Annotated in this window: 12 protein-coding genes; 9 read left to right on the top strand and 3 right to left on the bottom strand. The window is 73.2% G+C overall.

Annotated elements, in window-relative coordinates; genetic code table 11:
* Window positions 1–17: 17 nt before the first annotated feature.
* Both ssuE and OTB20_RS26430 read right to left on the bottom strand, forming a co-directional pair.
* Complete coding sequence (gene ssuE / locus OTB20_RS26435) at window positions 18–575, bottom strand: NADPH-dependent FMN reductase (protein WP_267821137.1); 558 nt, start codon at window positions 573–575, stop codon at window positions 18–20.
* Between the two features lie 46 nt (window positions 576–621).
* On the bottom strand, window positions 622–1,590 hold the full coding sequence (locus OTB20_RS26430) for a TauD/TfdA dioxygenase family protein (protein WP_267821135.1): 969 nt from the start codon (window positions 1,588–1,590) through the stop codon (window positions 622–624).
* Between the two features lie 808 nt (window positions 1,591–2,398).
* Between OTB20_RS26430 and OTB20_RS26425 the strand changes: the two genes are divergently transcribed.
* The 4 genes from OTB20_RS26425 to meaB are packed head-to-tail and all read left to right on the top strand — an operon-like array spanning window position 2,399 to window position 8,699.
* Complete coding sequence (locus OTB20_RS26425; RefSeq protein WP_267821133.1) at window positions 2,399–3,646, top strand: ROK family transcriptional regulator; 1,248 nt, start codon at window positions 2,399–2,401, stop codon at window positions 3,644–3,646.
* 10 nt (window positions 3,647–3,656) lie between these two features.
* Entirely contained in the window at window positions 3,657–5,513 is a 1,857-nt protein-coding gene (locus OTB20_RS26420; protein WP_267821131.1) for a methylmalonyl-CoA mutase family protein, read from the top strand.
* Entirely contained in the window at window positions 5,510–7,705 is a 2,196-nt protein-coding gene (gene scpA, locus OTB20_RS26415; protein ID WP_267821130.1) for a methylmalonyl-CoA mutase, read from the top strand. The genes OTB20_RS26420 and scpA overlap by 4 nt, the downstream gene beginning before the upstream one ends.
* A gap of 10 nt (window positions 7,706–7,715) precedes the next feature.
* Window positions 7,716–8,699 (top strand): methylmalonyl Co-A mutase-associated GTPase MeaB, encoded by a 984-nt coding sequence (gene meaB / locus OTB20_RS26410; RefSeq protein ID WP_267821128.1) that lies wholly within the window; start codon window positions 7,716–7,718, stop codon window positions 8,697–8,699.
* A gap of 82 nt (window positions 8,700–8,781) precedes the next feature.
* On the opposite strand, the gene OTB20_RS26405 is transcribed toward meaB, so the two are convergent.
* Window positions 8,782–9,792, bottom strand: coding sequence for an asparaginase (locus OTB20_RS26405; RefSeq protein ID WP_267756214.1), 1,011 nt, complete (start codon window positions 9,790–9,792; stop codon window positions 8,782–8,784).
* Window positions 9,793–9,918: 126 nt separating this feature from the next.
* Here OTB20_RS26405 and OTB20_RS26400 point away from each other — a divergent pair, with 126 nt between their 5' ends.
* From OTB20_RS26400 to OTB20_RS26380, 5 genes are all read left to right on the top strand, one after another.
* A complete protein-coding gene (locus OTB20_RS26400) occupies window positions 9,919–10,368 on the top strand; it encodes an Lrp/AsnC family transcriptional regulator (protein ID WP_267821126.1) in 450 nt (149 codons plus the stop codon).
* Window positions 10,369–10,513: 145 nt separating this feature from the next.
* Complete coding sequence (locus OTB20_RS26395) at window positions 10,514–12,094, top strand: amidohydrolase (protein WP_267821124.1); 1,581 nt, start codon at window positions 10,514–10,516, stop codon at window positions 12,092–12,094.
* Entirely contained in the window at window positions 12,091–12,321 is a 231-nt protein-coding gene (locus OTB20_RS26390; RefSeq protein WP_267821122.1) for a hypothetical protein, read from the top strand. The genes OTB20_RS26395 and OTB20_RS26390 overlap by 4 nt, the downstream gene beginning before the upstream one ends.
* On the top strand, window positions 12,318–13,025 hold the full coding sequence (locus OTB20_RS26385) for a 4'-phosphopantetheinyl transferase family protein (RefSeq protein ID WP_420716491.1): 708 nt from the start codon (window positions 12,318–12,320) through the stop codon (window positions 13,023–13,025). The genes OTB20_RS26390 and OTB20_RS26385 overlap by 4 nt, the downstream gene beginning before the upstream one ends.
* A gap of 116 nt (window positions 13,026–13,141) precedes the next feature.
* On the top strand, window positions 13,142–13,669 hold the full coding sequence (locus tag OTB20_RS26380) for a GNAT family N-acetyltransferase (RefSeq protein WP_420716490.1): 528 nt from the start codon (window positions 13,142–13,144) through the stop codon (window positions 13,667–13,669).
* The last annotated feature ends 64 nt before the right edge of the window (window positions 13,670–13,733 follow it).

Raw genomic sequence — 13,733 nt, 5'->3', positions numbered from 1 at the left:
CCGGCTGCTGACGAAGGTCAGTGCGCGGTGGCGAGTGCGGCGGTCTCGGCCGCGCGCAGGGCCTCGGCGAACTCGTCGACGGCCTGGAAGAGGTCGAGCTCCGCCTCGGGCCGCAGCCGGTCCGGGCCGGCCCCGCGCTCGACGGAGGTGTCCAGGACGAAGCGGCCGGCGGTCACGTGCCGGGCGCCGAGCGCGGCGAGGACCGGGCGCAGGGCGTAGTCGATGGTCAGGACGTGGGCCACACTGCCGCCGGTGGCCAGCGGCAGGACCGTCTTCCCGGCCAGCCCGTCCTGCGGGAGCAGGTCGAGGAAGGCCTTGAGCAGCCCGGTGTACGAGGCCTTGTAGACGGGTGTCGCGATGACGATCCCGTCGGCTTCGGCGACGGCTTCTAGGGCCCGGCGGATCTCCGGCTCACCGCGGCGGGCGGCGAGCAGATCGGCGGCGGGTAGCTCCCGCACGGCGAGGTGGGCGGTCTCGAACCCGGCGTGGTTCAGGCGGCGCAACACGTGATCGGCGACCACGTCGGTACGGGAGTGGAGGGACGGGCTGCCGGTGAGGGCGAGCAGCTTGGGCACGGAGCGCTCCTTGGCTGGCGGGCGGGGGCGGGGCGGTCGGGCGGGGTCAGGCCGAGGTGGCGGGGGCGGAGGTGGAGGTGGAGGTGGAGGTGGAGGCTCCGGAGGCGATGCCGAAGGCCGGGTCCGGCACGGCCTCGGGGCTGATCAGCCGGGACGGTACCCCGTCCGGCCCGACCGGGACGTCGCCGTCGACCGTCACGCGGCGCAGGGTGCGCTCGTGGTCGTCGGAGTCGTCGACCCCGTAGTGCTGGGTGGCGCGGTTGTCCCAGATCGCGACGTCACCGGCCTGCCACTGCCAGCGGACGGTGTTCTCGGGGAGCTCGATGTGGGCCTGGAAGAGTTCCTGGAGGAGGCGTGAGTCGCGGCCGGTGAGACCGTTGATCCGCTGGACGAAGTTGCCGAGCAGCAGGGTGCGTTCGCCGGTCTCGGGGTGGACGCGGACCACCGGGTGCTCGGTGAGGAACTTGGTGGAGGTGAACACCTCGCGGTACTGGGCGAGCGCCTCGGGAAGGGCGTCGGGCTTCAGGGCCGCGTAGTCGTACTCGTTGGAGTGCACGGCCCGCAGGCTGTCGGCGAGCGTGCGCAGCGGCTCGGGCAGGCCGGCGTAGGCCGTGGCCGTGTTGGCCCACAGGGTGTTGCCCCCGTACGGCGGGACGGTGACGGCGCGCAGGATGGAGAAGGCGGGGTAGGCGGGGACGAAGGTGACGTCCGTGTGCCACTGGTTGGCGCGGGCCCCGTGGTGGGAGTCGATGCCGAGCGCGTAACGCCCGTCGGCGGAGGGCACGGTGGGGTGCGCGACGGGCGCGCCGAGCAGCTGGGCGAAGGCCTCGTGCGAGTCTGCGTCGAGGTGGTCCTGACCGCGGAAGAAGACGACCTTGTGGGCGAGCAGCGCCGCCCGGATCCCGGCGACGACGTCGGCCTCGAGCTCGCCGCCGAGCCGGACCCCGCCGATCTCGGCCCCGATCCGGCCGCCGATCCTGGTGACGGTGAGGGCGGTGCGGGTGGCAGTGGACATGACGACTCCTTGTTTATTTCCGGAGAGGAAGAAATGAAGAGAAGCGAGAGCGAAGGAGCCCCCGCCCGGGAAGCCGGACCACCGACGGACGGGCAGGCGGGCAGAGGGAGGGGCCGGAGACGGATGAACGGGCGGGACGGACGCGACGGACGGCGAGGTTCGACGGGCAGCCGACGGCCGACGGAGGACGACGGAGCCGAAGCGGGCGACACCCGGAGACGACCGGCCTGAACCGCCGGACCCCGCCATCCACTGGAGCCACGCCGCGAGCCCTGTCGGCAGCCCGCACGAAGGCGCACGAACTGTCAGTGACTCAGGGGCTCAGGGGCTCAGTGACCCGGACGCTCAGGAACAGCGCGGGGCCGTACAGCGGCCCTGACACTCGCCCGGCGCGGTACAGAGGCCGGGGGTGTGGAGCCGCGGGGCGAGGAACTCGGTCGCGGACATGTCCCGGAGACTGCCAGCGCCCCCACGCCCGGTCAACCCCGCCGAGCACCCCCCGGAAGCACCCCCGAACCCCGGCCCACACCCCCAGCGACCGGCTCTTTCACCGAATCCCGCCACTCCCGCGACGGCCGAAACCCATGGCCGGATTTCACGCCCCCGCAACGCACCCGCCACGCAGCCCCACGATCCCGACGCCGCCCGATCCCCACCCTTGGAATCCAGCCCCGCCCGATCCCCACCGCTGGGCCCGGGGCGGAGCCCCGGCAACGGCCCCGCTCGACTCCGCCCCCGCCCCCGCCCCCGCCGAGCGCAGCGACACGGCAATATCGGCTCTCCACACCCCACCCCCGAGGAGCCAGCCGTGCCCTCCATCCCCGGTGACGGCCGGGCCGCCGCCAACGCCGCCGCCGTGCTCCGCACCGTGCTGACCCACGGGCCCGCCGCCCGGAGCGACATTCCGAAGCTCTGCGGTCTCAGCCCGGCCGCCGTGTCCCGGCAGACCACGGCCCTGCTGCGCACCGGTCTGCTGCGCGAGCACCCCGAGCCGGAGCAGCAGCCCGCGGAGCGAACGGCGGCCCGCCCCGGCCCCGGCCGCCCCCGTATCCCGCTCGACCTGCACACCGGGTCCCTCAGCGGTCCGCTCGCCGTCGGCCTGCACATCGGTGTGCCTGCCTCCACCTTCAGCCTCGTCGACCTCCGCGGCCGCGTCCTGGCCCGCCGGGCCTTCCCGCACCGGGGCCTCTCCCCCGAGGACCGGCCCGCCGCCATCGCCGCCGAACTCGGCCGCTTCCTCCGGGAGTCGAACACCGCCGGACGCCCCCTGCTCGGCGTCGGCGCGGCCCTCGGCGGCTGGGTGCGCCCCGCCGACGGCATGGTCGTCCGCCACGACGCCCTCGGCTGGCGCGACCTCCCGCTCGGCGCCGAGCTCTCCGACCGCCTCGGCCTGCCCGTCTGCGTGGACAACCACGCCCGCGCCGTCGCGCACGCCGAGATCCTCTTCGGCCGCCCGGAGGCCCGCTCCAGCCTCCTCCACCTCTTCATCGGCAACATCGTCGACGCCGCCTTCGGCATCGAGGGCACCGTGCACCAGGGGCCCGGCGCCGCCGCCGGGGACGTCGCGCACCTCCCGGTGCCCGGTTCGCCGACCCCCTGCGCGTGCGGACGTACGGGCTGCCTCCAGGCGAGCGCCTCGGACGGGGTCATCGGCGCGGAGGGCGTGCGCCGCGGCATCGTCCCGGAGCCCTCCGTCAGCCTCCTCGTCGACGCGGCCGCCACCGGCGACCCCCGCGCCGACCGGCTGCTGCGCGAACGCGCCCGTACCGTGGGCCGGGCCGCCGCACTGCTGCTGGACGTGTTCAACCCGGCCGTCATGGTGATCGGCGAGCTCTCCAGCATCCTGTACGACGGCTATCTCGACGAGATCCGCGAAGCGGCCGGCGACCACGGCCGCTACGGGCGGCGGATCGTCACCCCGCACGCGGGACCCGCCGTACTCCCGGTAGCCTCCGCGGCCGTCCTCCTCGCCCTGCACTTTCGTGACCCTTCCGGCTCACATGAGAGTGCGAGATCACATCCGGTGGTTCTAGGTGGTTCCCAGGTACCCCCCTAACATTCGAGCCATGACGGTCCTGCCTGATGACGGGCTCTCCCTGGCCGCCGAGTTCCCTGACGCGACGCATGAGCAGTGGCAGCGCCTGGTAGAGGGCGTGCTGCGCAAGTCGGGCAAGGAAGTATCCGGCGAGGCAGCGGAAGACGCGTTGTCCACGAAGCTCGAGGACGGGCTCACCACCCGCCCGCTGTACACCGCGCCCGAAACCTCACCGGACACCGGGTTCCCCGGATTCGCTCCCTTCGTACGGGGCGGACGCGCCGAGGGCAACGCCGCCTCGGGCTGGGACGTGCGCCAGCGGATCGCGGGCACCGACCCGGTGCGGGTGAACAAGGCGGCCTTGGCCGACCTGGAGAACGGCACCACCTCGCTGTGGCTCGCCGTCGGTGACGCCGGCCTCCCGGCCGAGGGCCTGGGCCGCGCACTGGAGGGGGTCTACCTCGACCTCGCGCCCGTCTCCCTCGACGCCGGGGCCCAGTACGCCGAAGCCTCGCGGGCGTTGCTCGCGCTGTACGCGGAGCGTGCCGTGGCCCCCGAGGCCGCCCACGCCTCCCTGGGCGCCGACCCGCTGGGCCACGAGGCCCGGACGGGAGAGGCCCTGGACCTGGCGGATGCCGCGGCGCTCGCCGCGGAGACGGCCGCCTGGCCCCACGTACGCACCCTGACCGTCGATGCCCTGCCCTACCACGAGGCGGGCGGCAGCGCCGCCGAGGAGCTGGGGCTCTCCCTGGCCACCGGGGTCGCCTACCTGCGCGCCCTCACCGACGCCGGCCTCACCGCCGAAGCGGCCTTCGGCGAGCTGGAGTTCCGCTACGCCGCCACCGCCGACCAGTTCCTCACCATCGCCAAGCTGCGCGCCGCCCGCCGCCTGTGGGCCCGTGTCGCCGAGGCCTGCGGGACCCCGGGGGCCGGCGCCCAGCGCCAGCACGCCGTGACCTCGCCGGTGATGATGACCCGCCGCGACCCCTGGGTGAACATGCTGCGCACCACCGTCGCCTGCATGGCGGCGGGCGTGGGCGGTGCGGACGCGGTCACCGTGCTCCCGTTCGACCAGGAGCTCGGCCTGCCCGACGCGTTCGCCCGGCGCATCTCCCGCAACACCTCCACCATCCTCGTGGAGGAGTCCCACCTGGCCCGCGTGATCGACCCGGCCGGCGGCTCGTACTACGTCGAGCAGCTCACCGAAGAACTCGCCGAGGCCGCCTGGGAGTTCTTCCAGACCATCGAGAAGGCGGGCGGCCAGGCCGCCGCCCTGCGCTCCGGCCTGGTCGCCGAACGCCTCGCCGATACCTGGGCTGTGCGCTCGAAGAAGCTGGCCACCCGGCGCGAACCCATCACCGGAGTCAGCGAGTTCCCGCTGCTCTCCGAGAAGCCGGTCGTACGGGAGCCCGCGCCGGCCCCGCTCACCGGCGGACTCCCCCGCGTCCGGCGCGACGAGGCCTACGAGGCCCTGCGCGCCCGCAGCGACGCGCACCTGGCGGCGACGGGAGCCCGCCCGACGGTCTTCCTAGCGGCCCTGGGGCCGGCGGCCGCGCACACCGGCCGCGCCACCTTCGCGTCCAACCTGTTCCAGGCGGGCGGCATCACGCCGGTCCACGATCCGGTGTCGGTGACCCCGGAAACGGCCGCGGCGGCCTACGCGGCGAGCGGCGCCGACGGCATGGCCGTGCTGTGCTCCAGCGACGCCCTGTACGAGGAGCAGGCCGAGGCGGTGGCCGCGGCCCTGCGCTCGGCGGGCGCGACGACCGTGTTCCTCGCGGGCAAGCCCGGCACCGCCGCGGCGGCCGTGGACGAGTACGTCTTCGCCGGCTGCGACGCGGTCGCCGTGCTGTCCTCCGTACTCGACCGGATGGGAGTCTCGTCTTGAGCACCCCCCGCATCCCCGATTTCTCCGAACTCCCGCTGACCGGGGCGGCCCCTGCAGCCGGGTCCGAGGACCAGTGGCGCACGGCGGTCAAGGAGTCCACCGGCAGCACCCCCACCGACCTGCTGTGGGAGACCCCCGAGGGGATCGGCGTACAGCCCCTGTACACGGGCCGGGACCTGGAGGGCCTGGACTTCCTGGGGACCTACCCGGGCGTGGCCCCGTACCTGCGCGGCCCGTACCCGACGATGTACGTCAACCAGCCCTGGACGATCCGGCAGTACGCCGGCTTCTCCACGGCCGAGGAGTCCAACGCCTTCTACCGGCGCAACCTCGCGTCCGGCCAGAAGGGCCTGTCGATCGCCTTCGACCTGCCCACGCACCGCGGCTACGACAGCGACCACCCGCGCGTGACGGGTGACGTCGGCATGGCGGGCGTGGCGATCGACTCGATCTACGACATGCGCCAGCTCTTCGACGGCATTCCGCTGGACAAGATGACGGTGTCGATGACGATGAACGGCGCCGTGCTGCCGATCCTCGCCCTCTACATCGTGGCGGCGGAGGAGCAGGGCGTCTCCCCCGAGAAGCTCGCCGGGACCATCCAGAACGACATCCTCAAAGAGTTCATGGTCCGCAACACCTACATCTATCCGCCGAAGCCCTCGATGCGGATCATCTCGGACATCTTCGCCTTCACTTCGCAGAAGATGCCCCGCTACAACTCCATCTCGATCTCCGGCTACCACATCCAGGAGGCCGGGGCCACGGCCGACCTGGAGCTCGCGTACACCCTCGCCGACGGCGTGGAGTACCTGCGGGCCGGCCAGGCCGTCGGGCTCGACGTGGACGCCTTCGCGCCGCGCCTGTCCTTCTTCTGGGCGATCGGTATGAACTTCTTCATGGAGGTCGCGAAGCTGCGCGCGGCCCGCCTGCTGTGGGCGCGCCTGGTCAAGCAGTTCGACCCGAAGAACCCCAAGTCCCTTTCGCTGCGCACCCATTCGCAGACCTCGGGCTGGTCCCTGACGGCGCAGGACGTCTTCAACAACGTCACCCGGACCTGCATCGAGGCGATGGCCGCGACCCAGGGCCACACCCAGTCGCTGCACACCAACGCCCTCGACGAGGCCCTGGCCCTGCCGACGGACTTCTCGGCGCGCATCGCCCGCAACACCCAGCTGCTGCTCCAGCAGGAGTCGGGCACCTGCCGCTCCATCGACCCCTGGGGCGGCAGCGCGTACGTGGAGAAGCTCACCTACGACCTGGCGCGCAAGGCCTGGCAGCACATCCAGGAGGTCGAGGCGGCCGGCGGCATGGCGCAGGCCATCGACGCGGGCATCCCCAAGCTCCGCGTGGAGGAGGCCGCGGCCCGCACGCAGGCCCGTATCGACTCGGGCCGCCAGCCGGTGATCGGCGTCAACAAGTACCGGGTGGCGACCGACGCGGAGATCGACGTCCTCAAGGTCGACAACTCCTCCGTCCGCACCCAGCAGATCGCCAAGCTGCGGCGGCTGCGCGAGGAGCGCGACGAGGCGGTCACCCAGGACACCCTGCGTGCGCTGACGAACGCGGCCGGGAGCGGGGAGGGCAACCTCCTCGCCCTGGCGGTGGACGCGGCGCGCGCGAAGGCCACCGTCGGCGAGATCTCGGACGCCCTGGAGAAGGTGTACGGGCGGCACGCGAGCCAGATCCGTACGATCTCCGGTGTGTACCGAACCGAGGCAGGCGAGTCCCCGTCCCTGGAGCGCACCCGTGCGCTCGTCGACCGGTTCGAGGAGGCGGAGGGCCGCCGTCCGCGCATCCTGGTCTGCAAGATGGGCCAGGACGGGCACGACCGCGGCCAGAAGGTGATCGCGACCGCCTTCGCCGACCTGGGCTTCGACGTGGACGTCGGCCCGCTGTTCCAGACCCCGGAGGAAGTGGCCCGCCAGGCCGTCGAGGCCGACGTGCACGTCGTCGGCGTCTCCTCGCTGGCCGCCGGCCACCTGACCCTCGTACCGGCGCTGCGCGAGGCGCTGGCGGAGGAGGGCCGCGCGGACATCATGATCGTCGTGGGCGGGGTCATCCCCCCGGCGGACGTCCCCACCCTCCTCGAGATGGGCGCGGCGGCGGTGTTCCCGCCCGGCACGGTGATCCCGGACGCGGCGCACGACCTGGTGACGCGGCTGGCCGCGGACCTGGGCCACGAGCTGTAGGCGGGCACGGGTGCCGAAGATCGACCTCCCCGCCTACACCAAGGGCGTACTCGAGGGGAAGCGCGCGTTCATCGCGCGTGCCGTCACCCTCGTCGAGTCCACCCTGCCCGCGCACCGGGTGCTGGCACAGCAGCTGTTGACCGAACTCCTGCCCCACTCGGGGCGGGCGCGCCGGATCGGCATCAGCGGTGTGCCCGGCGTGGGGAAATCGACCTTCATCGACGCGTTCGGCACGATGCTGACCGGGCTGGGCCACCGGGTGGCGGTCCTGGCGGTCGACCCCTCCTCCACCCGTACGGGCGGCTCCATCCTGGGTGACAAGACCCGGATGGAACGCCTGTCGGTGGATCCGGCCGCCTTCGTCCGCCCGTCCCCCTCGGCGGGCACGCTGGGCGGGGTCGCGAAGGCCACCCGCGAGTCGATGATCGTGATGGAGGCGGCCGGCTACGACGTGGTCCTCGTCGAAACGGTGGGCGTGGGCCAGTCGGAGACCACGGTCGCCGGGATGGTCGACTCCTTCCTGCTGCTCTCCCTCGCCCGCACCGGCGACCAGCTCCAGGGCATCAAGAAGGGCGTCCTGGAACTGGCCGACGTCCTCGCCGTCAACAAGGCCGACGGCCCGTACGAACGCGAGGCGAAGTCGGCGGCGCGCGAACTGGCCTCCGCCCTGCGCCTGATGCACCCCTCCGACGCTGCCTGGACCCCGCCGGTGCTGACGTGCAGCGCCCGGGAGTCCACGGGCCTGGAGGAGGTGTGGAGCCGCCTGGAACAGCACCGCCTGATCCTGGAGGCGGGCGGCCGCCTGGCGTCGAAGCGCGCGGCCCAACAGGTGGAGTGGACCTGGTCGATGGTCCGCGACGAGCTCCTGGAACGCCTCCGCTCGCATCCGGCCGTACGGGAGCTGGCCCCGGCGCTGGAATCTGCGGTCAGGGCGGGCACCCTGACCCCGACGCTGGCGGCGGACCGCCTTCTCGCGTCCTTCACGAACTCCTGACCCGGCCCGGCCCGGCCACCCCCCGGCCCCGCCCGCGTTCGCGGTGCGGGGTCCGGGGCCGGAGTTCCGACGAACGCCTCGGTCAGGCGGCAACCAGTACGGAGCCGCCCGCGGCCAGCACCCGCCGCAGCACGCGCACCCGCGCCTCGGCCTCCACCTCGGCGAGCAGCGCGGCGAGCACCGCGACCCGCGCCTGCGGAGCCCTCAGCGTCCCCGTCGGCACGGCCCCGGCCTCGACCAGGTCCACGGCGCCCCCGTGGGTGTAGATCTCCGTCACGGGCCCGGCGGCGACCCGGGTGGTGAGCGCCACCAGCACGCCCTGCGCGACAGCGGCCTTCACCGCGTCGGCGATCTCCGGCGTCGCGTTCCCCGCGCCCGTCCCGACCAGCACGATCCCCTGCGCCCCCGCCGCCACCGCGGCGTTCAGGAGTACGGCGTCACCGCTCACGTGGTGCATCACGACATCCACCCGCGGCGGGCCTTGCGGCTCCTGCGGCATCGCGGGCAGCGGCAGCGGCTCGGTCCGCACCGGCGTCCGCAGCACGGTGACCTTCCCGAACCCGACCTTCCCCAGCAGTTCCTTCGACGGGTCCGCGAAGGCGTCGAGCGCCACCGCCTGCGTCTTGACCGTGCCCCGGGCCGCGTGCACCCGCCCCGCGAAGGTGATCAGGACGCCGAGCCCGCGGGTGGTGGCCGCGGTCAGCAGGGCGTCGTAGAGATTGCCGGGACCGTCCCCGTCCGCCGCGCCCATGGGGCGCTGGGAGCCGGTGAAGACGACCGGGCGCGCGTCGTGGTGGTGCAGGTCCACGAGGAACGCCGACTCCTCCAGCGTGTCGGTGCCGTGCGTGACGACGACACCCTCCACGCCCGGGTCGGCGAGCACCTCGTGCACGGTCCGCAGCAAGGTCAGCTGGTGCGCGGTGGTCAGCCGGGGACTGTTCACGCTGAACAGGTCGACGACCTCGACGCTGACGCCCTCGGGCAGCGGAGCGGTCGCCATGACCTCGGCCCCGTCGGCATCGGCCGCGAAACCGGAACCCTGCCAGCGGCTGGCTATCGTCCCGCCCGTACTGATCACGACGATGCGTCCCATGACCACAACCCTTCCCTCACACGGCCCGCACAGATTTTATGCAACGAGCAATAGTAGGGCGATCTACGCGCAACGCGATTGCGATTTCGCCCCACCCTGTAATGAAACCTGCGTGATAATTGCGCAATGGACGCCATTGACAAAGAAATCTTGCGCGAGCTCCAGGCCGACGGCCGGCTCAGCAACCAGGAGCTGGCCCAGCGCGTGGGCCTGACCCCCTCCCCCTGCATGCGCCGGGTCCGCCAGCTCGAAGAGGAAGGGATCATCCAGGGCTACCGTGCGGTGATCGCCCCCGAAGCCGTGGGCCGCGGCTTCGAGGTCCTGGTCTCCGTGGAGGTCCGCCGGGACCGCGAGGCCGTCGAGGCCTTCGAAGCCGCCCTCCAGGACATCCCCGACATCATCGAGGCCTACCGCCTCTTCGGCAGCCCCGGCTGCCTCCTGCGCATCGCGGTCGCGGACCTCCGCGCGTACGAACGCCTCTGGATCGAGAAGCTGACGGCCCTCTCGGGCGTCACGGAGGTCAACTCCCAGATCATCATGAAGCGCATCAAGGAGCCGATGGGCCTGCCGGTATAGCCGTCACGGCCGGTGCGGGGGAGGCACGTTGACCGCACGGATGCCATTCGGTTAGCCTTGCCTAAGTTGGACTCGGTTGTCGTTGGTGCGCGGTCCGGAACCCGCTGTGGCGGCCTGGAGGACCCCTGCGACGGACGGACTGCCCATGCTGTGTTCGAGGCTGACCAACGCGAACATCCTCACCATGGACCCCGACCGTCCCGTCGCCCGTGACCTGGGCATCTGGCGGGGCCGCATCGTGGGTCTCGACGAGGCCGTGACCTCCCTGCCCGCCCGCGAGGTCATCGACCTGCAGGGCGCCACCGTGCTGCCCGGGTTCATCGACAGCCACGTCCACCTGGCCTGGACCGGACTGAAGCAGAGCACCCCGAGCGTCGCCCCCTGCAAGCGGGTCGAGGACGTTCTGGCGGTCGTGGCGGAGGCGGCCTCCCGCACGCCCCACGCCGGCACCTGGGTCGACGTCGTGGGCTACGACCAGCGGGCCCTGGGCCGCCATCTGACCGCCGCCGAACTGGATACGGTCAGCCGCGGGCGCAAGGTGTTCCTGATGCACGACTCGGGCCACGGCTGCGTGGTGAACAGTGCGGTTCTGGAGCTGCTCCCCGCCGGCGTCCCGCACCGCAGCGGCTTCCTGGCCGAGGGCGCCATGACCGCCGCACGGCGGCTGCGGCTGCCGTACGGGCAGGCCGAGATCGCCGACGCCGTCGAGCGCGCGGCCCGGACCTGCCTCGCCGAGGGCGTGACCGCCGTCGCCGAGGCGGGCATCGGGGGCGGCCTGCTCGGCCACAGCCCGGTGGAGCTCGGCGCCTACCAGCTGCTGCGGGACCAGGGAAGGCTGCCCCTGCGGGTCCAGCTCATGCCGGCCGGCGACACCCTGCGCCCGCGCGAGGCCCACGCGTCGGACGGTATCCCCCGCGCCCTGGACCTGGGCATGCGCACCGGGTTCGGCGACGACTGGCTGTCGCTGGGCGCGCTCAAGATCTACACCGACGGCGGGATGATGGCCCGCACCGCCGCGCTCACCGCCCCGTACGCGGGCACGGACCACACCGGCCAGCTCCAGGACGACCCCGACCGACTCACCCGCCTCATCGTGGACGGCCACCTGGCCGGCTGGCAGCTCGCCGTCCACGCCATCGGGGACCGCGCCGCCGACCTCGCGCTCGACGCGCTGGAACGGGCGCAGCGGCTACGGCCCCGGCCGGACGCGCGGCACCGGATCGAGCACGCCGGACTGATCCGCCCCGACCAGCTCCCGCGTTTCGCCCGCCTCGGCGTCAGCGCGGTCGTCCAGCCGTCCTTCCTCTACTTCTTCGGGGACGACTACGCGGACGTGATGGGCGAGGAGCGGGCGCCGTGGATGTACCGGGGCCGGGGGTTCCTGGACCACGGGGTGACGCTCGTGGGCAGTTCGGACCGGCCCGTCACGGACGGAGCCCCGCTGCGGGCGATCCAGTTCATGGTCGAGCGCGCCTCCGCCTCCGGGCGGCCGATCGGGCCGGACGAGGCGGTCACCGTCGAGGAGGCGTTGCGTGCCTACACGGTCGCCGGCGCGTACGCCTGCCGGTGGGACGACAGCGCGGGCAGCCTCACGCCGGGGAAGCGCGCCGACATGGTCGTCCTGGGTGACGACCCGCGGTACGTCGATCCCTCCCGGATCGGCGGCATCGAGGTCATCGCGACATTTGTTGACGGACACGAAACGACGGATGCGAGAAAACTGTGAGCAGTCAGACGAACGTCCTGGACCGGCTCTCCCCGCTGTGGGAGTCGACCACCGTTCCGCCGCGCTGGGTGATCTGGCACGCGGCCGCGGACGAGTCCTTCGTCTTCGACCGGGAGTTCAACATCCCCGTCGACGTGGACGACGCGGTCCTCGGCGAGGTCCTGTGCCGGATGCGCGAGGTCGGGGCTCCGGAAAGCGCCGCCTACCCCGGCCGTCCGTGCGGATGACGGACGGACCGGCCCGGCCCGGCGTGGACGCCCCGGAACAGCCCTGGCTCACCTCGCCCGAACCTGACCTGTGGACCGCGCGCGTGAGCCTGTACGCGGACCGGGCGCGGGAGCTGGAGGGGATGCTCGACGACACCGAGCGGGCCCGCCTCCAGAGCCTCAGGCGCGCCGAAGACCGCGACCAGTACCGGGTCGCCCACGTGGCGCTGCGGCAGTTGTTGGGCAGCCGGCTCGGACAGGACCCGGCGCAGGTGCGTTTCGTCCGCGAACCCTGCCCGGGCTGCGGCGGGCCGCACGGCCGGCCGGCCGTGCCCGGCGTACCGCTCCACTTCTCGCTGTCCCACGCGGGTGACGCCGTACTGGTGGCCTTCGCGGACACCCCGGTCGGCGTCGACATCGAGAACCGGCCGTCCGCCTCGGTGGCCGCCGAGTTGACGCAAGCGCTCCACCCGGCCGAGCGGGCCGAGCTGTCGGCGCTGCCGGCCGCCGAGCGCCCCGCGGCGACCGCCCGCTGCTGGACCCGGAAGGAGGCCTACCTCAAGGGAGTCGGCATCGGCCTCGGCGATCACCCCGACCGGACGTTCGTGGGCACCGGCGCCGTCCCCACGGCTCCGCCGGGCTGGGCCCTCACGGACGTGCCCGCCCCTCTCGGCTACGTGGCGGCCCGCGCCGTCCGTACGAGCCGACTTGGCCCCGCCGCATAGGTAAGGCTAGCCTTACTCCGACCGTTCCGCCGGGGGGGCTCACGGCAAGCCCGCGCCCTGGAGTCCGTCCGGGAGACCCCCACACCCGCACACGGCGGAACCGAGGAAGGAACACCTTGACCACGGCCACGCTGCACCCTGCCGCCGCGCACGCCACCCCGTCGCCCCGTGCCCACGCCCCCTTCCGGCGCGGGGCCCCCGAGTTCTCGGTGCGCCCGGCGCGTCAGGAAGACGGCCCCGCGCTCGCCGCCCTCTCCCGGCCGTTCGCCCACGCGGGGGCGCTCCGCGAACGCCCGCTCTCCGCATACCTCTCCCGGGCAACCGAGTTCCTCGTCGCGCAGGCACCCGACGGCACCCTCGAGGGCTGCCTCGGCCTGCGCGAGCACTCCGCCTCCGGGGTGCTGTACAACTTCTGCGTCGCGGCCCACCGGCAGGGCTCGGGCATGGGCGCCCGCCTGCTGCACGCCGCGTTCGCCAGAGCCCGCACCCGCTCCCTGGCCACGCTGTTCACCGCGACGACCGGCAGCGGCCGCCTCTTCCTGCGGAGCGGGTTCCTCCCGGCCTGCCCGAGCCTGGCGCCGACCGGCTGGGCGCAGTCCCTGGACCCCGGCCGCAACGCGCGCGTGCTCTCCCGCGCCGTGTAGACGACTGAGGGCGGGCCCCCTGCCAGGGGCCCGCCCTCAGTCGTCGTGGGACCGCGACGGCGTT

Source organism: Streptomyces sp. H27-H1, assembly GCF_026627445.1.
Taxonomy (GTDB): Bacteria; Actinomycetota; Actinomycetes; order Streptomycetales; family Streptomycetaceae; genus Streptomyces.
Note: the sequence above shows the minus strand (reverse complement) of the source record. Positions and strands in the feature narration are given on the sequence as shown.

Excerpts from the sequence above, each read along its gene's own strand:
- OTB20_RS26405 (WP_267756214.1), bottom strand. The coding sequence starts at position 9,792 with ATGGGACGCATCGTCGTGATCAGTACGGGCGGGACGATAGCCAGCCGC.
- OTB20_RS26385 (WP_420716491.1), top strand. The coding sequence starts at position 12,318 with ATGACGGACGGACCGGCCCGGCCCGGCGTGGACGCCCCGGAACAGCCC.
- OTB20_RS26430 (WP_267821135.1), bottom strand. The coding sequence starts at position 1,590 with ATGTCCACTGCCACCCGCACCGCCCTCACCGTCACCAGGATCGGCGGC.
- OTB20_RS26395 (WP_267821124.1), top strand. The coding sequence starts at position 10,514 with ATGCTGTGTTCGAGGCTGACCAACGCGAACATCCTCACCATGGACCCC.
- OTB20_RS26420 (WP_267821131.1), top strand. The coding sequence starts at position 3,657 with ATGACGGTCCTGCCTGATGACGGGCTCTCCCTGGCCGCCGAGTTCCCT.
- OTB20_RS26400 (WP_267821126.1), top strand. The coding sequence starts at position 9,919 with ATGGACGCCATTGACAAAGAAATCTTGCGCGAGCTCCAGGCCGACGGC.